Below are 20,650 nucleotides of genomic sequence, written 5' to 3'. Positions count from 1 at the left end.
CAAACGCGCTGCCCTGGGGCCGCACCGCGCGCAGGCGTATCTTCCGCGCGATGTCCCCGCACCTGCGACCGCGCTCGGCGTCCTCCCCGCCGCCCGAGCGCTCGACCTGGGCGCCCTCGCTCGCCGCCCCGGTCCGGTCGTTCCTGCGCGCCGAGACCGGGGGCGCCGTCGCGCTCGCCGTGGCCGCCGTCCTCGCGCTGCTGTGGGCGAACGTCCCGTGGCCCGGGCACTACGAGGAGGTCTGGCACACGGAGCTCTCCCTGAGCCTCGGCGGCCACGAGCTGGGAACGGACCTCCGGCACTGGGTCAACGAGGGGCTGATGACGCTCTTCTTCCTCGTCGTCGGCCTGGAGGCCAAGCGCGAGCTCGACCAGGGCGAGCTGCGCGAGCGCGCGCGGCTCGTCGTCCCCGCCGTCGCGGCGCTCGGCGGCATGACCGCGGCGGTCGGGGCGTACCTGGCGCTGAACGCCGGTGGCCCGGGCGCCGACGGGTGGGCCGCGGCGATGTCGACCGACACGGCGCTCGCCCTCGGCGCGCTGGCGCTCGTGACGCCGGCGGCCGCGGTGCGCGTCCGGGTGTTCCTGCTGACGATGGTCGTCGCGGACGACCTGCTGGCGCTCGCGGTGATCGCGGTGTTCTTCTCCGAGGACGTCTCGTTCGTCGCGCTCGCGGTGGCCGTCGCGCTGTTCGCCGTCCTCGTGCTCCTGCGCTTCCTGCCGTCGGGGCGCGGGCCGGCGGCGGTGATCGTCGGCGTCGGGATGTGGCTGGCGATGTTCGAGTCGGGCGTCGACCCGGTGATCTCCGGCCTGCTGATCGGGCTCGTGGCCACGTCCTACCCGCCCTCGCGCGACGACCTCGAGCGGGCGACGGAGCTCACCCGCCACTTCCGGGAGCAGCCGACGCCGGAGCTCGCGACGGCCGCCCAGCGGAGCCTCGCGGCGGCGATCTCCCCGAACGACCGGCTCCAGCACGGCCTGCACCCCTGGACGACGTACGTCATCGTGCCGCTCTTCGCCCTCGCCAACGCGGGGATCGCGATCGACGGCCAGCTGCTGCGCGACGCGGCGAGCTCGACGGTGACCCTCGGCATCCTGCTGGGCTACGTCGTCGGCAAGCCCGTCGGCATCGTCGCCGGCGCGTTCCTCGCAAGCCGTCCGCGGTTCGGCGGCTACCGGCCGTCGGTCACCTGGCCGATCATCGGCGGGGCCGGTGGGGCGGCCGGCGTCGGCTTCACCGTGTCGCTGCTGATCGCGAACCTCGCGCTCGAGGGCTCCCTCCTGGACGAGGCGAAGGTCGGCATCCTCGCCGCAGCGATCCTCTCGCCGATCGTCGCGTGGACGATGTTCGCCCTCTACCGGCGGATCCCCGAGGAGCGGCTGGCGCCGCAGCTCGGGCGCGTGGCGGAGTCGCTCGTCGACCTGACCGCGGACGTCGACCCCGAGCTCGACCACGTCCGTGGCGACCCGGACGCCGAGGTGACCGTCGTCGAGTACGCCGATTTCGAGTGCCCCTTCTGCGGACGGGCGGAGCCCGCGATCCGCGCGCTGCTGGAGGCCGAGGCGGGCGAGGGCCTGCGCTACGTCTTCCGGCACCTGCCGCTGCCCGACGTCCACCCGCGGGCGCAGCTCGCCGCCGAGGCCGCGGAGGCCGCCGGTGCGCAGGGCGCGTTCTGGGAGATGCACGACCGGCTCTACGAGCACCAGGACGAGCTCGCCCCGAAGGAGCTGCGCCGTCACGCCGAGGCGCTGGGGCTCGACGGCGAGCGGTTCCTCGAGGACCTCCGGTCCGGCCGGTTCCGCGCGCGGGTGCGCCGCGACGTCGACAGCGCCGACGAGTCCGGGGTGTCCGGCACGCCGACGTTCTTCATCAACGGCCGGCGGCACCACGGCGTCTACGACGCGGCGAGCCTCGAGCAGGCGGTCCGCAGCGCCCGGATGCGCGCGCGGTCCCGGCGGCTCGTCGAGGGGGACTGAGCCCGAACGGGTCCGGGCGCCGTCCTGAGACCCCGTCGGCGGCGGCCGTCCTCGCGCCTCGCCGCTCCTCGGCCCGTCGCGACGGAGGACGGGCCCGCTCCGCCGCCGCTCCGCGACGGTGAGCGGCGGAGCGCCCGTACCATCGGTCGCGGTGTCCGACGATCCGCCGCCGTCCCCCGTCGCGACGCGCGCAATCCGCGTGCGGATGACGCCGCTCACGCCGCGCGAGCACCGCGTGCGGGAGGGGCGCCGGCGCGCGCTCGGCGATCCCGAGGCGGCCGCCGAGCGGGTCGTCGTCGGGACGAGCGAGGAGGGCGCGACGGTCGCCGTGCTCGGCACGAGCGAGCGCCGGGCCACGCTCTCGGTGGCCTCCGACGCGGTCGTCCCCCTACCGGACGGCCTCGCACCGGCGGTCGCCGCCGCAACGCTCGATCCGCTGCTCGAGGCGCTCGCCGTCGTCGGCGCCCTCGGGCGACTGCGCCGCTCGACGGTCCTCGTGACCGACGGGGCGACCGCGCTGGGGCGGCTGCTCGTCGCCTGCGCGGCGCGCGGGGGCGCCCGCGTGACCGCCGTGCTGCCCGCGGCCTCCCCCGGTCCCGCGACCGCGGCCGCGCTGCGCGAGGCGGGCGCCGAGGAGATCGTCGACGCCCGGCACACGCCCTACGCCGTGCTCCCGCAGTTCGACGTCGTCCTCACCGAGGTCGACGAGCCCGGGCCGCTGCACGAGCATCACCCGCTGCACCAGGCGCTGGCCGCCACGCGTCGCCGGGGGACGCTCGTGCCGCTCGGGGCGCCGGCCCCGGAGGATGCCGCCGCCAAGCGCGTCCGCGTGCTCCCGACGCCGCCGGCGCCGACGGCCGCCGACCTCCGCCGGGCGGTCGACGCGCTCGCCGCGGGCCTCGTCGACCCGCTGCCGCCGCGGGTGTTCCCCGTCGCGGACCGCACCGCCGCCCACGCGGCGCTCGCGGCCGACGGCGAGCGCCGCGGCGCGGTCGTCCTCGCGTGGGCCTGATCGCCGGCGCACCCGGCGACGACGCTGCGCACGAACGCCACGACGAGCTCCCCCGCGACGACGTCCCACGGGATCGCGCGCGCCCCGGCGCGGTGACCGGCGCCTGACCGGCGGCGGGTGGCGAACCTCCTCCGCGCGTGGCGCGCCGCGAGCGCGGGGGACGTTCCGCTCCGCAGCGGAGGGGAACCTCCTCTGCGTGGCGAGACGAGCGACGTCGAGGCGGTTCGGTGCGCTCGCTCGTGCCGCCGGGACCGGCGCACCGCGCCCGACGTGCGCCGTTCGCGGGCGCGGCGCTGGCCGGCTGGCGGCGTCGACGGGGCGCGGCGAGCCGGCGCCACGGCCCTCGCCCACGGAACCACGGCGCGGGCCCGTCATGATCGACCGCATGCGCACCGCTTCGATGGCCGCCGTCGTCGCCCCCGAGCCGGGGCCGCCCGAGGTGCTCGAGCTGCGCGAGGTGCCACGGCCGGTGCCCGGACCGGGCGAGGTGCTCATCCGAACGACCGCGATCGGGGTCAACCCGGTCGACGCGAAGACGCGGGCCGGCGGGGGCGCGGCGGGCCTGCTCGACGGGGCGCCGCACCCCGGCCACCCGGACGCCGACGGCGCCGACGCGTTCCCGTGGATCCCGGGCTGGGACGTGGCGGGCGTCGTCGAGGAGGCCGGGTGGGGCGTCGTGCGGTTCGCGCCCGGCGACCGGGTCTTCGGGATGGTCGGGTTCCCGCGCCGCGCCGACGGCTACGCGGAGTACGTCGTCGCGCCGCAGAGCCAGCTCAGCCGGTCGCCGCGCTCGCTCTCCGACGAGGAGACCGTCGCGTTGGCGCTGCCCGGCCTGACGGCCTGGCAGGCGCTCGTGGACGCCGGTGGGCTGGAGGTGAACCAGCGGCTGCTCGTGCTCGCCGCCGCCGGTGGCGTCGGGCACCTCGCGGTGCAAATCGGCGTCGACCTCGGTGCCGAGGTCATCGCCGTCGGCTCGCCCGGCAACCTCGAGTTCCTCCGCGACCTCGGCGCGAGCGAGGTGCTCGACCGCACCGCGATCGACGACCTCGCCTCGGCCACCGCCCCGGTCGACCTCGTGCTCGACGGCGTCGGCGGCGACGCCCGCGCGCAGGCCTTCGCGGTCGCGAAGCCCGGCGGCGTCGTGGCGACGCTGCCCTCGAACAGCTGGGCCGGTCCCGCGCCGCGCGACGACGTCCGCGCGCCGCAGGTCTTCGTCGTCCCCGACGGCCTCGAGCTGCAGCTCCTCACCGGCACGGTCGAGCGCGGGATGCTCAAGCCCCACGTCGCCGACGTGCTCCCGCTCGCCGAGGCCGCCGAGGCGCACCGCCGGATCGCGTCCGGGACGGTCCGGGGCAAGCTCGTCCTGCGCCCCTGACGGGGGCCGCCGCTCCCGCCCGCGCCACCGTGGCGGCCCCGCACCGCGGAGTGCGACGCCGCCCTCCGCCGCGGCCCGTCGCGCCGGCGTTCCGACGCGCGAGCCGCCGGGCGGCCCGGCGGCGGACACCCGGCCGGCCCGGGCGGAGGGGCGACTCAGGCGCGGGTCGCCTGCTCCTTGAAGGCCCCGCGCGGCGTCTCCGCGTCGGGCATCGGCTCGGGGTGCGCGGTGGCGGTCTGGCCGGCGATCGGCACCGTGCCGATCGGGACGACCCCGTCGGCCTCGGGCTTCGTCGGGATCTTCGAGATCGCCCGCTCGCTCATCGCGGTGATCGTCAGCGACGGGTTGACGCCGACGTTCGCCGGGATCGCCGCGCCGTCGCAGACGAGGAGGTTCTCGTAGCCGAAGACGCGGTGGTCCTTGTCGATCACGCCGGTCGAGGCGTCGCCGCCGATCGACGCGCCGCCGAGGATGTGCGCGGTCGAGGGCACGTTGAAGAGCGCCTCGTTCGTCGAGGAGCCCGGGACGCCGCCGGTGCGCTTCGCCAGCCAGGCGGTGAACGCGTTGGCCTCGGGGATGAACGTCGGGTTCGGGTTGTCGGGGTCCTGCTGCGTCTGCAGCTTCACCCGCCCGTTGCGCTTGAGCTTCGACGTCAGCCGCATCGAGTTGTCGAGCGTCTGCATGACGAGGACGACGATCAGGCGCTCGGAGCCGTTGCGGGAGAAGAGGATCTCCCACAGCCAGCGCGGGTGCCGCAGCACCTGGCCGAGCCACTTCAGCGGCCGGGTCACGCGGTTGCCGTTGCCGGTCAGGACGGTGAAGAGCCCGCGGATCGCGCCGCCGCCCTTGCCGTACGTGACCGTCTCGATGTGGGTGTGCGGGTCGGGGTAGATCGACGAGGTGATCGCGACCCGCTTGGAGACCGCCTCGGCACGGCCCTTCGGGACCATGACGCCGAGGATCGCCTCGCTGTTCGTGCGGATGAGGTAGCCGAGCCGGTCGGAGAGCTTCGGCAGGTCGCCCTGGAGCTTGCAGCGGGCCAGCAGCTCGTTCGTCCCGAGCGCGCCGCCGGAGATCACGACGCCGCGGGCGCGGATCGTGCGACGGTCCTTGCGCAGGCGGGCGCCCGTCGTCTCGTGGACGATCTCCCAGCCGTCGGCGCCGTCGGTGCCGTTCAGCGGCTTGAGCGACACGACCTCGCGCCGCGCGTCGACCCGCGCGCCGTGCTTGTGCTCGGCGAACCACAGGTAGTTCTTCGTCGTCGAGTTCTTCGACCCCTGCGGGCAGCCGAGCATGCAGCGGCCGATCCGCGAGCAGCCGACGCGCCGGGGGCCCTCGCCGCCGAAGTACGGGTCGTCGACCTCCTCGCCGGGGGTGTCGAGGTACGTGCCCACGCGCGCCTTGCGGTACGTGTGGCCGACGCCGCGCTGCTCGCCGTACTCCTTCAGCCACCCGTCGGCGGGATCGTCCTCGGTGACGTCGGTGACGCCGAGCATCCGCTGCGCGGTCTCGTAGTGCGGGCGCAGCTCGTCGCGCCAGTCGGCCAGCTCGCCCCACTGGCGGTCCTCGAAGAACGCCTTCGGCGGGACGTAGAGCGTCATCGCGTAGACGAGGCTGCCGCCGCCGACGCCGGCGCCGCTCATGATCATCACGTCCTTGAAGGGCGTGAGCTTGAACAGCCCGCGCAGGCCGAGCGCCGGCGCGTAGAAGTAGCGGCGCAGGTCCCAGGAGCTCTTCGGCATCTGCTCGTCGCGGTCGAACCGCTCGCCGCGCTCGAGGACCTGGACGCGGTAGCCCTTCTCGGCGAGCCGGAGCGCGCTGACGCTGCCGCCGAAGCCCGAGCCGATGACGACCCAGTCGGTGTCGAAGTGCTGCCCTGCCGCCATGCCCTGCTCCCTCGTCGTTCCCACTCCCGGCGCCAAACATGACGCAGGCGTCACCTTACTGCACCGTAGGCCCTCCGGGGGAGGTCGACGGCGCCGTCCGGGAGCGACGCGGCGGCGCGGCGTCAGTCCTTCAGCAGGCGCGAGAGGCGGCGGTCCTTGTACGGCTTGCCCCCGGTCTGGCAGGTGGGGCAGTACGTCATCTCGTCGTCCTCGTAGTGCACGGCGAGCAGCGTCGTCCCGTCGCGGGGGCACGGGTCGCCGGTGCGGCGGTGGACCTGCAGCGGCAGCGGCAGCTTGTCGGGCAGCGGCAGGGCGAGCGGCGTGCGCCGCTTGCCGTCAGGCCCCGTCCCGCCGTGCAGGTAGAGGTCCAGCGCGCCGCCGAGCTTCTCGACCATCGCCGTGCGCAGCCGCTCCCGCTCGGCGTGGTCGAGGTCGCCGCAGCGACGCAGCGGCGCGAGCTGCGCCTGCCAGAGGATCTCGTCGGACCACGTGCGGCCGATGCCGGCGAGCACGCGCTGGTCGCGGATCGCCCCGCGCAGCGTCCGCCGCGGGGGCAGGTCGGAGAGGTCGGGCGGGTCGGGCCACGCCTCGGGACCGAGCGTGGAGAGCGTGTCGTCGTCGGCGAGCTCCGCGTCGGGCAGGAGCTTGCCCCAGGCGGCCTGCTTCGTGCCGAACTCGCGCAGGCGGAGCTCGCGCAACGGCGCCTCCGTCCCCGGGACGGCGATGGCCGGCGCGCCGAGAGCATCCGGCGCTTCCGGACCGGCATCGCCCCCCGGTCCCGTCGTCGCCTCGGCCGGGGACGCGGCTCCTCCCCCGCGGATCCGGAGCAGGACGCGCGAGGTGCGGTCGCGCGGTCCGGCGAGCTTCTCGTACAGCTGCAGGCGCCCGGCGCTCATGAGGTGCAGGACGAGCGTCGAGGGCCCCGGCAGCCCGCCGCCCTCCGCGTGGACGAGCAGGAGCTTGCCGCGCCGGTCGATCCCGGTGAGCGTCGCGCCCTTCAGCGCGTCCAGCGGCGGCGAGAACGTCCGCATCGTCGCCAGTCCGGGGGCCATGGCGCTCTCGATCGTCCCACCGCGGACGGCCGCGTCGAGCAGGCGGACGGTGGCCTCGATCTCGGGCAACTCGGGCACGACGCGGAGTCTCGCACGCCCTCGGCACGGGCTCGCACGCGTGGGGCCGGCGGCTGCGGCCGCGCGACGGCCGCCTCCGGCGCGCCGCCGGCGGCGCGCGACGCGCGCGAACGGGTCCCGGGATCCCGGCGTCCCCGCGTCTCGGGGTCCTGGCGTCCCGGGATCCCGGCGTCCCGGGGTCCCGGCGTCTCGGGATCTCGGCGTCCCGGGGTCCCGGCGTCTCGGCATCTCGGGATCTCGGCGTCCTGGCGTCTCGGGGTCTCGGCGTCCCGGCGTCCCAGATTCGTCGATGCGAGCGTCGATCGTGTGCGGGCACCCAGGTCGAGGGCGGGGAGCGGCGCGGTCCTCCTGCACCCGTAGCGGTCGAAGAACGGGCGCCACCGAGATCGACGAACGCCATGCGCCGCGCGCACGCCGTCGAGCTCGCGAGGGCCCTGGCACCGAGACCGACGAACAGCATGCCCGCGTGCATGCCGTCGAGATCGCGGAACGGGCGAAACCGAGACCGACGAACGACACGCCCCGCGTGCACGCCGTCGAGATCGGGGAACGGGCGAAACCGAGACCGACGAACGACACGCCCCGCCTGCATGCCGTCGAGATCGGGGAACGGGCCCCACCGAGACCGACGAACGACATGCTCCGCGCGCACCCGTCGAAGTCGGGGAACCGACGCCACCGAGACCGACGAACGGCACGCCCCGCCTGCACGTCGTTGAGCCCGCCGGCCTCCCCGCACCGCGATCAGCGAACGACACCGCCCGCGTGCACCCCGCCGCCGATCTCGCGAACCCCACCGGATCAAGATCGACGAACGCCGCCCACGCCGTCTCGGTCCTCCTGGCGAGGTCGCCGGAGGGGCGAGCCGCTCGCGTCCCCGACGCGCGGACGGCGGCGATCCGGGAACCGGTCAGGCCGCGGCGGCGATCGCGCGCAGCTCCGCGGGGCGCAGCAGCGCCTGCAGCTCCCCACCGCCGCCGGCGAGCTCGAGCACCGCGAGGCCGCCCTTGCGCATCCGGCAGCGCGCCCCGGTGAGGTCGTGGACGACCTGCGAGAGGTCCGGCTCGTGCCCGACCAGCAGGACGCGGGGGCCGAGGGCGGCGGCGAGCAACGCCTCGTCGCGGTCCAGCGCGAGGAGCGCGTCGTGTCGCACCGGCGCGCGGTCCAGCGCCTCCCCGGCGAGCTCGGCGGTCCGCCAGGCCCGGACCTTCGGCGACGCGAGGACGACGTCCGGCACGAGCCCGAGGATCGCGAGCGCGCGGCCCGCGTCGCGTGCTTGCCCCTCGCCGCGCGCGACGAGGTCGCGCTCGGCGTCGGGCCGGACGCCGTGGTCCTCGGCCGCACCGTGCCGCAGGAGCAGCAGCTCGCTCACCGTGGTCCTCGCACGCCGGCGAAGGTCCGCCCGAGGCGCCGCAGCACGAGCGCGCGAACGCCCACCGCCGCCGTCCCCGCGAGCAGGGCGGCGAGGAGCCGAGGGCGGGGACCGGTGCTCACGCGGTCGATCCTACGCGCCCCGAACGCCGCTGCCGCGGGGTGTGCACGATCCGCGCAGCTCCCGAACCCGGTCCCAGGCGACTCGAGTCACCCACCACCGAATCCCGGTCCCAGACGACTCGAGTCACCCAGCACGCGAATCCCGGTCCCAGACGACTCGAGTCACCCAGCACGCGAATCCCGGTCCCGGACGACGCGAGTCACCCAGCACCGGGTCCGGGGCGGGATGACTCGCGTCCACGCGACACCGGGTCGCGGCGGCCTCAGTCGCGGCGGCCGCGGCCGTAGAGGAACTTGTTCAGCGCGCCGACGAGCTTGTAGCCCGTGCCGGTGTACGGGTACTCGTACGGCTCGCGCTTGAGGTTCATCCGCGACGACACGACGATCGACTGGGTCTTCGTGTACTTCCGAATGCCACCGACCCCGTGGCGCGCGCCGACGCCGGAGGTCTTCCAGCCGCCCATCGGCAGCTCGAGCGACAGGTAGCCCATGAGCACCGCGTTCACGTGGACCATGCCCGCCTCGAGGCGGCGCGCCACGGCCTCGCCCTTCTCGGCGTCCTTCGTGAAGACCGACGCCATCAGGCCGTAGGGCGAGTCGTTGGCCATCTTGATGGCCTCCTCGACGTCGGCGACCTTCATGATCGGCAGCGTCGGACCGAAGGTCTCCTCGGTCATCGCCTCCATCGAGTGGTCGACGTTCGTGAGCACCGTCGGCGGGTAGAACAGGCCGGGCCCCTCGGGCGGGTTGCCGCCGACGGCGATCGTCGCCCCGGCCTCGCGGGCCTGGTCGACGTGCCGGCGCACGGTCTCCAGCTGCGGCGGGAACGTCAGCGCGCCGACGTCGGTGGCGCCCGGACCGCTCGGCTCGACGCCGCTGCGCAGCGTGCGGGCCTTCTCGACGACCTTCGCCACGAACGCGTCGTAGACCGGCGCCTCGACGTACACGCGCTCGACCGAGACGCACGTCTGGCCGGCGTTGAACATCGAGTAGAAGACGGCCTGGTTCGCGGCGCGGTCGAGGTCGGCGTCCGCGAGGACGACCATCGCGTCCTTGCCGCCGAGCTCCAGCGAGCACGGGATCAGCGCCTCGGCCGCGGCCTTCGCGACGAGCTTGCCGGTCCGCGTGGAGCCGGTGAACATGATCATGTCGACGACGTCGATGAGCGCCGCGCCGGTCTGCCCGCGACCGGTGACGACCTGGAAGACGCCCTCCGGCATGCCGCACTCCAGGAGCGCGCGCTCCATGAGCAGCGAGGTGAGCGGCGTCTCCTCCGACGGCTTCAGCAGGACGCTGTTGCCGGCGGCCAGCGCGGGGATCGCGTCGCCGACGGAGTTCGCCAGCGGGTAGTTCCACGGGCCGATCACGCCGACGAGCCCGAGCGGCTCGTAGCGGATGAGGAGCTTCTTGCCCTTCGACATCGGCGAGGCGCTCTTCACGCGCTCCTCGGCGAGGTACTTCTCGGCGTTGTCGGCCCAGAAGCCGAACGCCGCGGCGCCGTAGCCGTAGTCGGCCAGCTGCGCGTCCTCCCAGACCTTGCCCGTCTCGGAGACGACCGTGCGGATGATCTCCTCGCGGTGGTCCACGACCCACTTCTGGGCGCGACGGAGGATCCGCGCGCGGCCCTCGAAGCCGAGCGCGGCCCAGGCGGGCTGCACGGCGCGGCCACGCTCGGCGGCGCGGCGGACGGCCTCGGCGTCGAGGTCCGGGACGTGCTGGATGACCCGCCCGCTCGCGGGATCGACGACCGCGATCTGCGGCGCGTCGGGCGCCTCGGGCGCGGCGCTGGTGGTCGGGGCCTCGGTCTCCTGGGTGCTCATCGCGTCTCCTCCTGACGGCGGTCCGGGGTCGGCTGCGGGCGGTCCCCCAGGACCCTTCGACCGAGCATAGCGGCGAAGGTGACGCGGCCGTCATGGTTTCCCGCCCGCGGCCGAGCCCCGCGGGATGGGACGAGACCACCGCCGGACGGCCCATCCGACGGACGCCGCGCCCGGACCGGAGCGCGGTCGCCCGGTTCCGGCACGCCGCCCGCCCGGCTGGCGCCGACGCGCTGCCCTCCCGCACCGCCGCCGGCTCGACGTCCCCCGACGCGGCCCGGACCGTCGGGGCCGACCGGAGGCCAGGCTCGGACGCGCCGACCGGGCGGCCGCCGCCGCTCAGTCGCGCGCGCCGCGGCCGTACACGAGCTTCGCCACGCGGCCGAGCAGCCGGTAGATCCGGCCGTCGTACGGGTAGACCTGCGGATCCCGCTTGAGGTGCAGGCGGGAGACGACGAGCGTCTGGGTCTGGGCGTACTTGCGGATGCCGGCGGCGCCGTGACGGGTGCCGAGCCCCGAGTCCTTCCACCCGCCCATCGGCGCCTCGAGCGCCGTGTAGCCGACGAGCGCGTCGTTCACGTGCACCGTACCGGCCTGCAGGCGCCGGGCGATCTGCTCGCCCTTCGTCACGTCCTTCGTGAAGACGGACGCCATCAGCCCGTACGGCGAGTCGTTCGCCAGCCGGATCGCCTCCTCGGCGTCGGCGACCTTCATGATCGGCAGCGTCGGGCCGAAGGTCTCCTCCGTCATGCACTCCATCGAGTGGTCGACGTCGACGAGCACCGTCGGCGGGTACCACCAGCCGTCCTCGTGCCGCGTCGTGCCCGCCTCCTCCCCACCGACGGCGATCCGGGCGCCCTTGCGGCGGGCGTCCTCGACGTGCTCGCGCACCGTGTCCACCTGCGAGGCGATGGTCAGCGCGCCGACGTCGGTGGCGCCCGGGCCGGTCGGCTGCTCGTTGCGCAGCGCGCGGGCCTTCTCGACGACCTTCGCGACGAACTCGTCGTGCACCGCCGCCTCGACGTAGACGCGCTCGACCGAGATGCAGGTCTGCCCGCCGTTGAACATCGAGTAGTAGACGGCGTGGCTCGCGGCGCGCTCGAGGTCCGCGTCGGCGCAGACGATGAACGGGTCCTTGCCGCCGAGCTCCAGCGAGCACGGGATGAGCCGCTCGCCGGCGCGGCGGCCGATCTGGCGGCCGACGGCGGTCGAGCCGGTGAACATGATCATGTCGACGACGTCGAGGATCGCCTCGCCCAGCACCGAGCCGCGACCCGTCAGCACCTGCAGGACGCCGTCGGGCATGCCGCACTCCTGCAGCCCGCGCAGGAGCAGCAGCGAGGTCAGCGGCGTCTTCTCCGCGGGCTTCAGCAGGACGCTGTTGCCGGCCATGAGCGCCGGGACGCAGTCGCCGAAGCCGTTCGTGAAGGGGTAGTTCCACGGCGCGATGACGCCGACGAGGCCGAGCGGCGCGTGCCGCACGACGATCCGCTTGCCCTTCAGGAGCGGGTTGGCCGTCTTGACCTTCTCGTCGGCCAGGAGGGCCTCCGCGTGCTCGGCCCAGTGCCCGAAGGCGGCGGCGGCGTAGAGGACCTCCGCGATGAAGGCGTCCTCCCAGGCCTTGCCCGTCTCCGCGACGATCGTGCGGACGATCTCGTCGCTGTTCTCGGTGACCCACTTCTGCATCCGGCGCATGACGCGGGCGCGCCCGCCGAAGCCGAGGGCCTCCCAGGCCGGCTGCACCGCCCGGCCGCGAGCGGCGGCGGGCGCGGCGGCGTCGGCGCCGAGGTCGTCGACCCACGCGATCGTCTCGCCGGTGGCCGGGGCGATGACGGGCTTCTGGCCGGGGTGCTCCCCGCCGGCCGGGGGGGCGTCGGGAACCTGCTCCTGGGTGCTCATGCGGGACCTCGGGTCGGGGACGGCACCCACCACCCTACCGACCCGTAGCCCAAAGCTGACGCGGGCGTCATCTTCGGACCGGGGGCGCGCCGCCGGCGTCGGCCGGCGGCGACCGGACCTACTCGGAGATCGCGACCTTCGTGATCTCGATCGGGGTGACGGGGCGATCCTGCGGGCCGGTCGGCGTCGTGCCGATCCGCTGGACGACGTCCTCGCCCTCGACGACCCGGCCGAAGTTCGTGTGCTTGCCGTCGAGCCACGGCGTCGACTCGGCGGTGACGATGAAGAACTGGGAGCCGTTCGTGTTCGGCCCGGCGTTCGCCATCGCGAGCGAGCCCTTGACGATCTTGTGCTCGTTGATCTCGTCCTCGAACGAGTAGCCCGGGCCACCGGTGCCCGTGCCGTTCGGGCAGCCGCCCTGGATCATGAAGTCCGCGATCACGCGGTGGAAGATGAGCCCGTCGTAGAAGCCGTCGGTGGCGAGCTTCTTGAAGTTCGCCACCGTCTTCGGGGCGTCGGCGTCGAACAGCTCGATGACGATGTCGCCCTCGCTCGTGCTCATGGTCGCGGTGCTCACGGGTGCTCTCCTGATCGGTTGAGACGAAGCGCGCGCCGGAGCACGCGGTCGGCCGACCATAACGGCCGGGCGCGAGCCGTCGCCGCGCGACCGCGGGGGCCCCGCGCGGCGGCGCGCGGGCGGCGGCGTCCCCGCCGCCCTACTCGTACGCGACGAGCTCGTTGATCTGCGCGCCGGCCGGGGTGCCGGGCGCCGTGGTCACGAGCACGAGGACGTGCTTGTAGGCGCGCTTGCGGCCACCGACCTCCTTCAGGGCGATGCCCTTGCCGCCGGCGGCGCCCTTGAGCGTCGTCTCGGTCGACAGCGCGTCCCAGCCGCTGTCCAGCGCGTCGGGCGGCAGGTCGGTCTTCGTGGTGCCGAGGATCTTCACCACGAGGCCGTCCGTCGGGCTGTAGATCCGCAGCCGTCGCACGGCCGTCGCGCGGTCGAAGTCCAGGACGTAGCCGTAGCCCCCGGTCTGCCCCGCGTTGAGGGACACGGTCCAGGCCGTGCGCTTGCTGCCGTCGATCGCCGCGCCCTCGTCGCCGCGGTCGGCGACCACGCCGTCCGGGTCGTAGAGCGAGCCCTGCCCCTTCGCGAACGTCAGCGCCTGGAGCGGGCCGGCGCCCGACGAGGAGGAGCCGCCGCCGGAGGACGAACCGCCCCCCGAGGAGCTGCCGCCCGTCGATCCCGATCCGGAGGAGCCCGACCCGGACGAGCCGGACCCGGACGAGCCCGATCCCGAGGAGGTCGAGCCGGATCCCGACGAGCTCGAGGAGCCCGTGGACGCGTCGCCGGACTCGGGCTTCGCGGGCGGCGGGGCGGGCGTGCTCGTCGCGGGCGGCGGCGTGGCCGGCTGCGCGGCCGACGGCGGAACCGGGTCGGTGACCGTCGCGGGCGCCTGCGCCACGGGCGTGCCGGAGGCGGAGGCGGGCGCGTTGGCGGCGTCGCGGGCGTCGCCGCGCAGCGCCGCGTAGGAGGCGGCCGCGGCCCCGCCGGCGAGCAGCACGCCGACGACGATCGCCATGCCGGCGGTGCGGATGCCGGGGAGCTTCTCGCTCGACGGCGCCAGGCGCACGCCACAGCTCAGGCACCACTCCTGGTCGGCGGCGCACGGCGCGCCGCAGCGCTCGCACGCGCGCTCGGCGCCGGCGGCCTGCGGCGTCGGGGAGGGATCCGTCGGGGCGGACGTCACGCGGCCATGGTACCGCCGTCCCCCGCCGTGGCGCGCCACCCGGGCGCCCCTCGCGCGCCTACGGCAGCAGCAGCTCGGCGCCGAGCTCGACCGGCCCGGCGCGGTGCCCGTCGACGGCCTCCACCGCCGCGGCCGCGTCGGCGGCGGGCACGGTCGCCAGGACGAACCGGTCCAGCACGCGCACCTCCCGGATCGCCTCGCCGTCGAGGCCGGTCGCCTCGGTCAGCGCCTCGACGACGTCCCGGACGCTCAGGCCGTCGACGGCACCGGGGACGAGCAGGATCCGCGTGCCGGCCTCGTCGGCGGCGTGGTGCAGCTGCGGCTTGCGGCCCCGTCGGCCGCGGACGCGGCGCGGCGTCGGGCGCTCCTCGTCCTCGCCGCCCTCGGCCGCGACGTCGGCGGGCTCGGACGGCGGCGTGGGCTCGGCCGCCTTCGCGGCCTTCGTCGTGGCGCCGGGGGCCCACGGCGTCATCGTCATGCCGATGTGCTCCTCGATCGCCTCGCGCTCGCGCTGCTGCTTCGGCTCGACGAAGGTGATCGCGCGGCCGGAGGCGCCGGCGCGGCCGGTGCGGCCGATCCGGTGGACGTACGTGTCGGGCGAGCGCGGCACGTCGTAGTTGACGACGTGCGTGACCGTCGAGATGTCGAGGCCGCGCGCGGCGACGTCCGTGGCGACGAGCAGCGGGACGCGGCCGCCCTTGAAGGCCAGCATCACGCCGTCCCGCTGCCCCTGCGAGAGGTCGCCGTGCAGCGCGCGGACGTTGTTGCCCCGGTCCTTGAGCAGGCGGAAGAGCCGGTCGGTGCCGATCTTCGTGCGGCAGAAGACGATCGCCTGGCGCGGACGCTCGGCCTCGATGACCTCCGCGAGCTTCGCCGGCTTGTCCTTCGCCGAGACCTCGACGCGGAACTGCTCGACGGTGTCGACCGTCAGCGTGTCGGCCTTCACCTTCACGTGGACGGGGTCGTAGAGGAAGTTGTCGGCGAGCTTGCGGATCGGCGGCGCCATCGTCGCCGAGAAGAGCGCGGTCTGGCGGCCGTTGGGCGTGCGCCGGAGGATCTTCTCGACGTCCTCGAGGAACCCGAGGTCGAGCATCTCGTCGGCCTCGTCGAGCACGACGAACCGGCACGAGCCGAGCTGGAGCGCCCCGCGGTCGATGAGGTCGAGCACGCGACCGACGGTGCCGACGACGACGTGGGCGTCCTTGCGCAGCCGCGAGATCTGGTCGCGGATCGGCGCGCCGCCGAACGTCGCGACGACCTCGACGTCCTTCTTCACGCCGAACGAGCGGATCGCCTGCGTGACCTGGATGCAGAGCTCGCGCGTCGGGGTCAGGACGAGCGCCTGCGTGTCGGGGTCCGACGGATCGACGTACTCGCAGATCGGGACGCCGAACGCGCAGGTCTTGCCGGAGCCGGTCTGGGCCTGCCCGATGACGTCGCGCCCCTCGAGCATCGGAGGGATGCCCTGCTCCTGGATCGGCGAGGGCTTCTCGTACCCGATGTCGCGCAGGGCCTCCAGGACGGGAGCGGACAGGCCGAGGTCGGCGAACGCGGTCATCCCGGTCGATCCTATGCGCCCGGACCGTCCCCCGCGCGGCGGCGGGCCGATCCGCGCGATGAGACGCGGATGAGAGCGGCCCCGGGGCGCGCCCGCGCCGTCGTAGGCTCGGACGATGCTCCCCCTGCTGGACCGTTCCCCCCGCGGTCGGCGTCGGCACGCGGCCCTCGTGCCGCTCGCGGCCATCGCCGCGACCGCCGGCGTGGCGACCGCTCCCGCGCCCGCCGGTGCCGCGAAGGCGCCGGCCGGCCAGCGCGCCGCCGCGCCGCACCGCCTGAGCTTCCAGGCCGAGAGCGCCCGCGTGCTGCGCCGGATCGACCGGCGCCTGCCGAAGGTCTCCGTCGGCGGGGTCCTGCGCGACGCGAACCGCGCGACGCGGCCGGGCGTGGGCGCGCTGCGGCCGGTCCCGCGCGGGATCAAGGCCGCGTTCTCGTTCGACGGCGGCGACTCCAGCACCGACAAGTGGTACCCGCAGGGCATCACGGGCACGGGCGACGCGACCGCCTCGGGGCTCGTCGACGGGCGCCGCGCCCTCGCCGTCAGCTGGTACGCGAAGAACCCGAGCGACAGCGGCCCCGGCACGATCCATCCCGGGGTCCGGATCTCGTTCATCACCGCCGAGGACCTCTCCCAGGCCCGGTACCGCCACGTGCTGCTCGTCGTGCCGCGCGCCGGGCGCCGGCTCTACACCCACACGAGCAGCCACGCCGGCGGCATCGCCTGGGTCGGCCCGCTGCTCTACGTCGCGGAGACCGGGACGGGGCTGAGCGTGTACGACACGCGGCGGATCTACCGGGTGCGCACCGGCAGCAAGCGGGCGATGGGCTGCTCCGGCTCGGCCTGCCAGGCGGCGGACTACAAGTACGTCATGCCCCGGGTGGGCGTCTACCAGCAGCGCGGGGCCGAGCGGACGTTCTCCTCGGTGGCCGTCGACCGCTCGACGAGCAGCCTCGTGACCGGCGAGTACCGCGCCGACGCGACCGGCGGGATCGCCTCGCGCTACCCGCTCGGGGGCGACTCGCGCCTGGCCGCCAACGCCGCGGGCGGGGCGACCGCGCCGACCGGCAGCTGGGCGGTGCCCGTGCCGCGGGTCCAGGGGATCGTCACCCGCGGCACCCGCGCGTACCTCTCCACGAGCGGCTCGGACGCGCACCTCTACACGGGCGCCTGGGGCGCGTCCTCGCTGACGGCGACCGATTGGCCGCACGGTCCCGAGGACCTGACCTATGCGCCGGGCAGCAACCGGATCTACTCCGTGACCGAGCACCCGAGCGCCCGCGCGGTGTTCGCCGTCGACGCCGGCTGACGGCCGCGCACCGACGCCGTCGCGCCGCGCCGCGCCCGTCCGGGTCCGCGGTGCGCCGGCCGTCGGGGCCGCCGCCGCGCGACCCGGACGTCAGGCGGTGACGTCGAGCAGGAGCTTGCCGGTCGTGCGCCGGCCGGTGAGCGCGCGGTGCGCCTCGGCGGCCTGCGCCAGCGGCCAGCGGCCGCCGATGTGCACGGCGACCTCGCCCCGCGCGGCGCGGGCGAAGAGGTCCTCCAGCGGCGTGCGGTAGCGCCGCTCGGGGTCCTCGAGGCAGTGGAAGAGCCAGAACCCGACGACCGCCCGCGAGTGACGCAGCAGGTGGCCGGTGCGGAGCTCGTTCTGCTCCTTCGTCGAGATCCCGCAGACGACGATCCGGCCGAACGGCGCGAGCGCCCGCAGCGATGCGTCGAAGCCCGGGCCGCCGGCCATGTCGACCACGACGTCGACGGGGCGTCCGCCGTTGGCCTCGATCAGCCGCTCGGTCAGCCCCTCCGGATCCGGGTCGACGGCGACGTCGGCCCCGAGCGCGAGCGCCGCCTCGCGGCGCTCGGGGCTGCCGGCGGTCGCGATGACGCGCGCGGCGCCCAGCGGCTTGGCGAGCTGCGCGGTGAGCGACCCCGTGCCGCCGGCGGCGCTGTGCACGACGACCGTCTCGCCGCCCTCGAGCCGCGCCGCGGTGCGGTGCAGGTGCCAGGCGGTGAGGCCCTGGACGAGGAGGCCGAGCGCCTGGTCGTCGGCGAGGTCGTCGGGCACCGGCACGCACCGCTCCTGCGGCACGACGACCTCCTCCGCGTAGGCGCCGCCGCCCTGCGTCAGCGCGACGACGCGCTCGCCGGTGTCCTCGCGGACGCCGAGGACCTCCTGTCCCGGCACGAGCGGCAGGTGCGCCTTCTGGACGTAGGCGTTCTCCCGCGCGTGGGTGTCGGCGAAGTTCACGCCGGCCAGCCGGACCCGCAGGCGGACCTCGCCCGGACCGGGCTCCGGCCGGGGCACCGGCTCGTGGCGCAGGACCTCGGGGCCCCCGAACTCGTGCTGGCGGACCGCGTGGATCGTCTCGGGCACGGCGACGAGGCTAGATGATCGATCGACCGGCGTCGGGCCCGGAGCGGCGCCCCGCGGCGGGCGGCACCAGCGCGGACGGCGCGGGGCGCGGGTACCGTCGAGCGCCGATGTCTCCCCGCTCGCTCGCCGTCGTCCTCGCCGCCCTCGCCGCGCTCCTGCCGGCCGTCGCCCCGTCACCGGCCGCGGCGATGCTCAAGGGCCTGCAGGACGACGAGCTGCTCGCCTCGCCCGAGCCGGCCGTCCGCGCGACGTTCTGGCGCGACGCCGAGCGCGCGGGCGTGCGGCGGGTGCGGACGCTCGTGCGCTGGACGCCGCAGTGGCGCGTGCCGGACCCCGCCGACGTCGTGCGGGTCCTCCAGGCCGGCGAGCAGGCGCGGGCGATCGGCGCGCGCCTGCTCGTCGGCGTGTACGCGCCGATCGCCCGGGGGCGGCCGTCATTCCGCGTCACGCCCGCGATGATCGACCGCTACGGCCGCTTCATGGCGGCGCTCGCGGAAGCGCTGCGGGACGCCCCCGTCGCCGCGTACCTGACGTACAACGAGCCGAACTTCCGCTCGATGTGGCCGCAGCGCCAGGCGGCGAGCTGGGTGAAGCTCTCCAACGCGGGCTACGACGCGGTCAAGGAGGTCGACCCGCGGATCGACGTGCTCGTCGGCGAGACCTCCTCGCAGGCGGCCGCCGGCGGCGGCTCGACGAACCCCGGCGCCTTCCTGCGCAAGGCGCTCTGCCTCGACGCGCGCTGGCGGCGGATCCCGCGCGACACCGCCGCGTGCGACCGGATGCTGCTCGCCGACGGCGTCGCGATCCACACCTACGACATCCGGCGCCCGAACCCGCTGGCGCCCGGGTCGCACCCCGACGAGTGGACCGCGGGCAACCTCGCCTCCGTCCGGCGGCAGCTGCGGGCCCTCGCCCGGGCCGGCAAGCTGCCCGCCCGCGCCGCCCGCAACATCCACGTCACGGAGTACGCCCTGCGCACGACGGGGCCGCGCGCGGTCCCCCGCCGGACGGCCGCGACCTACCTGCGCCGCGCGTGGACGCTGGCCCGGCGCCACGGCGTCCGGTCGTTCACGTGGTACGGCCTGCGCGACCCGCGCGACACCGCCCACGCCTGGCAGTCCGGCCTGCGCGGCCGCGGCGGCACCCCGCGGCCGGTGTTCAGCACCTTCCGACGCCTGCGCTGAGGGCGCGGCGAGGCGCCTGGTCGAGGTCCCGGTCGGGGTCTCGGCGACCGGCCCACGCGCACGGCCGGGACGCGGGGCCTCGGCACCCGCGGCTCCCGCAGGCGCGGAAGCGCGGGCCCTCCGGCCCCACGGGGGCCCGCCGCGCCCGCGACCCCCAGTAGGGTCGCCGGCCATGACCGTCACCGTCGTCGGGTCGATCGCCTTCGATGCCGTCTCGACCCCCTTCGACAGCCGCGACCGGATCCACGGTGGCGCGGCGTTCCACTTCGCGCAGGCCGCGTCGTTCTTCACCGACGTCCGCGTCGTCGGCCCGGTCGGCGACGACTACACCGACGAGGACGTCGCGCTGCTGGCGACCCGCGGGACGAACGTCGACGACGTCGAGCGCGTGGCCGGGGGCAAGACCTTCTTCTGGAAGGGCCACTACCACGAGGACCTGAACACCCGCGACACGATCACGACCGAGCTCGGCGTGTTCGAGACGTTCGAGCCGAAGCTGTCCGCCGCGAGCGCCGAGGCCGACGTGCTCTTCCTCGCGAACATCGTGCCGGCGATCCAGCGCGCCGTCCGCGCGCAGGCGCCCGCGGCGAAGTGGGTGGCGCTGGACTCGATGAACCTCTGGATCGACATCGCTCGCGACGACCTCGTCGCCGCGATCAGCGAGGTCGACTGCCTCATCCTCAACGACGAGGAGCTCGCGCAGCTCACCGGCGCACGCACCTCGTACGCCGCCGCGCAGGCGATCTTCGGCTGGCCGATCCCGGAGGGCTCGCGCGGGCTGTCCTCGATCATCTGCAAGCAGGGCAGCTACGGCGCCCAGCTGTTCACGAAGGACGGCGGCGGGTTCACCGCGCCGGTCTTCCCGCTCGAGTCGGTCGTCGACCCGACGGGCGCGGGCGACACGTTCGCCGGCGGCGTCGTCGGCTACGTCGCCGCGCGCCTCGCCGCCGACCCGTCGCTGCCGGTCGACCGCGACGTGCTCGCCACCGCGCTGGTCTACGGCACGGCCACGGCGTCGCACAACGTCGAGGGCTTCGGCGGCGAGCGGCTCTTCGAGCTCTCCGGTGACGCCCTGCGCGAGCGCGTCGGCCGCCTGGAGTCGCTGATCAACTTCCGCGACGTCCCGGTCGAGCTCCGGGCGTAGGGCCCCGCGGTCCCGGGCGTCGCCCGGGGCCCGCTCCCGCCGCCGGGCCCCGTTCCGGG

General features: G+C 75.4%; 16 protein-coding genes. 6 read left to right on the top strand and 10 right to left on the bottom strand.

Annotation, left to right across the window (positions count from 1 at the left end; translation table 11 throughout):
- Positions 1 to 50: 50 nt before the first annotated feature.
- From nhaA to SK069_RS10470, 3 genes are all read left to right on the top strand, one after another.
- Positions 51 to 1,973 carry a Na+/H+ antiporter NhaA gene (gene nhaA, locus SK069_RS10480; RefSeq protein ID WP_319954173.1) on the top strand — a complete coding sequence of 641 codons (1,923 nt, stop codon included), beginning with the start codon at positions 51 to 53 and terminating at the stop codon, positions 1,971 to 1,973.
- A gap of 151 nt (positions 1,974 to 2,124) precedes the next feature.
- Entirely contained in the window at positions 2,125 to 2,985 is an 861-nt protein-coding gene (locus SK069_RS10475) for a zinc-binding dehydrogenase (protein WP_319954172.1), read from the top strand.
- 385 nt (positions 2,986 to 3,370) lie between these two features.
- On the top strand, positions 3,371 to 4,360 hold the full coding sequence (locus tag SK069_RS10470; RefSeq protein ID WP_319954171.1) for an NADP-dependent oxidoreductase: 990 nt from the start codon (positions 3,371 to 3,373) through the stop codon (positions 4,358 to 4,360).
- A 155-nt stretch (positions 4,361 to 4,515) separates the two neighbouring features.
- On the opposite strand, the gene SK069_RS10465 is transcribed toward SK069_RS10470, so the two are convergent.
- The 9 genes from SK069_RS10465 to SK069_RS10425 all read right to left on the bottom strand — a co-directional run bounded on the left by SK069_RS10465 (position 4,516) and on the right by SK069_RS10425 (position 15,895).
- Positions 4,516 to 6,246, bottom strand: a complete 1,731-nt coding sequence (locus SK069_RS10465; protein ID WP_319954170.1) for a GMC family oxidoreductase — start codon at positions 6,244 to 6,246, stop codon at positions 4,516 to 4,518.
- Positions 6,247 to 6,368: 122 nt separating this feature from the next.
- Positions 6,369 to 7,376 carry a DNA-formamidopyrimidine glycosylase family protein gene (locus SK069_RS10460; protein WP_319954169.1) on the bottom strand — a complete coding sequence of 336 codons (1,008 nt, stop codon included), beginning with the start codon at positions 7,374 to 7,376 and terminating at the stop codon, positions 6,369 to 6,371.
- A 910-nt stretch (positions 7,377 to 8,286) separates the two neighbouring features.
- On the bottom strand, positions 8,287 to 8,748 hold the full coding sequence (locus tag SK069_RS10455) for a SixA phosphatase family protein (RefSeq protein ID WP_319954168.1): 462 nt from the start codon (positions 8,746 to 8,748) through the stop codon (positions 8,287 to 8,289).
- Positions 8,745 to 8,870 carry a hypothetical protein gene (locus tag SK069_RS10450; protein ID WP_319954167.1) on the bottom strand — a complete coding sequence of 42 codons (126 nt, stop codon included), beginning with the start codon at positions 8,868 to 8,870 and terminating at the stop codon, positions 8,745 to 8,747. Before SK069_RS10450 ends, SK069_RS10455 begins: the two co-directional genes overlap by 4 nt.
- A gap of 263 nt (positions 8,871 to 9,133) precedes the next feature.
- A complete protein-coding gene (locus SK069_RS10445; RefSeq protein WP_319954166.1) occupies positions 9,134 to 10,690 on the bottom strand; it encodes an aldehyde dehydrogenase family protein in 1,557 nt (518 codons plus the stop codon).
- A 336-nt stretch (positions 10,691 to 11,026) separates the two neighbouring features.
- Complete coding sequence (locus SK069_RS10440) at positions 11,027 to 12,586, bottom strand: aldehyde dehydrogenase family protein (RefSeq protein WP_319954165.1); 1,560 nt, start codon at positions 12,584 to 12,586, stop codon at positions 11,027 to 11,029.
- A 118-nt stretch (positions 12,587 to 12,704) separates the two neighbouring features.
- Entirely contained in the window at positions 12,705 to 13,148 is a 444-nt protein-coding gene (locus SK069_RS10435; protein ID WP_406628282.1) for a peptidylprolyl isomerase, read from the bottom strand.
- A 154-nt stretch (positions 13,149 to 13,302) separates the two neighbouring features.
- Positions 13,303 to 14,337, bottom strand: coding sequence for a hypothetical protein (locus SK069_RS10430; RefSeq protein ID WP_319954163.1), 1,035 nt, complete (start codon positions 14,335 to 14,337; stop codon positions 13,303 to 13,305).
- A 58-nt stretch (positions 14,338 to 14,395) separates the two neighbouring features.
- Positions 14,396 to 15,895 (bottom strand): DEAD/DEAH box helicase, encoded by a 1,500-nt coding sequence (locus tag SK069_RS10425; RefSeq protein ID WP_319954162.1) that lies wholly within the window; start codon positions 15,893 to 15,895, stop codon positions 14,396 to 14,398.
- Between the two features lie 115 nt (positions 15,896 to 16,010).
- Between SK069_RS10425 and SK069_RS10420 the strand changes: the two genes are divergently transcribed.
- Positions 16,011 to 17,201 carry a hypothetical protein gene (locus SK069_RS10420; RefSeq protein ID WP_319954161.1) on the top strand — a complete coding sequence of 397 codons (1,191 nt, stop codon included), beginning with the start codon at positions 16,011 to 16,013 and terminating at the stop codon, positions 17,199 to 17,201.
- Between the two features lie 90 nt (positions 17,202 to 17,291).
- Here SK069_RS10420 and SK069_RS10415 read toward each other — a convergent pair whose 3' ends face one another.
- Positions 17,292 to 18,263 carry a quinone oxidoreductase family protein gene (locus tag SK069_RS10415; protein WP_319954160.1) on the bottom strand — a complete coding sequence of 324 codons (972 nt, stop codon included), beginning with the start codon at positions 18,261 to 18,263 and terminating at the stop codon, positions 17,292 to 17,294.
- A 107-nt stretch (positions 18,264 to 18,370) separates the two neighbouring features.
- Here SK069_RS10415 and SK069_RS10410 point away from each other — a divergent pair, with 107 nt between their 5' ends.
- Positions 18,371 to 19,447, top strand: a complete 1,077-nt coding sequence (locus SK069_RS10410) for a hypothetical protein (RefSeq protein WP_319954159.1) — start codon at positions 18,371 to 18,373, stop codon at positions 19,445 to 19,447.
- Positions 19,448 to 19,619: 172 nt separating this feature from the next.
- Entirely contained in the window at positions 19,620 to 20,591 is a 972-nt protein-coding gene (locus tag SK069_RS10405; protein WP_319954158.1) for a PfkB family carbohydrate kinase, read from the top strand.
- The last annotated feature ends 59 nt before the right edge of the window (positions 20,592 to 20,650 follow it).

It is taken from the genome of Patulibacter brassicae, assembly GCF_033949425.1.
GTDB lineage: Bacteria > Actinomycetota > Thermoleophilia > Solirubrobacterales > Solirubrobacteraceae > Patulibacter > Patulibacter brassicae.
The sequence above is the reverse complement of the archived record's forward strand: the minus strand, read 5'-3'. Positions and strand labels throughout refer to the sequence as shown.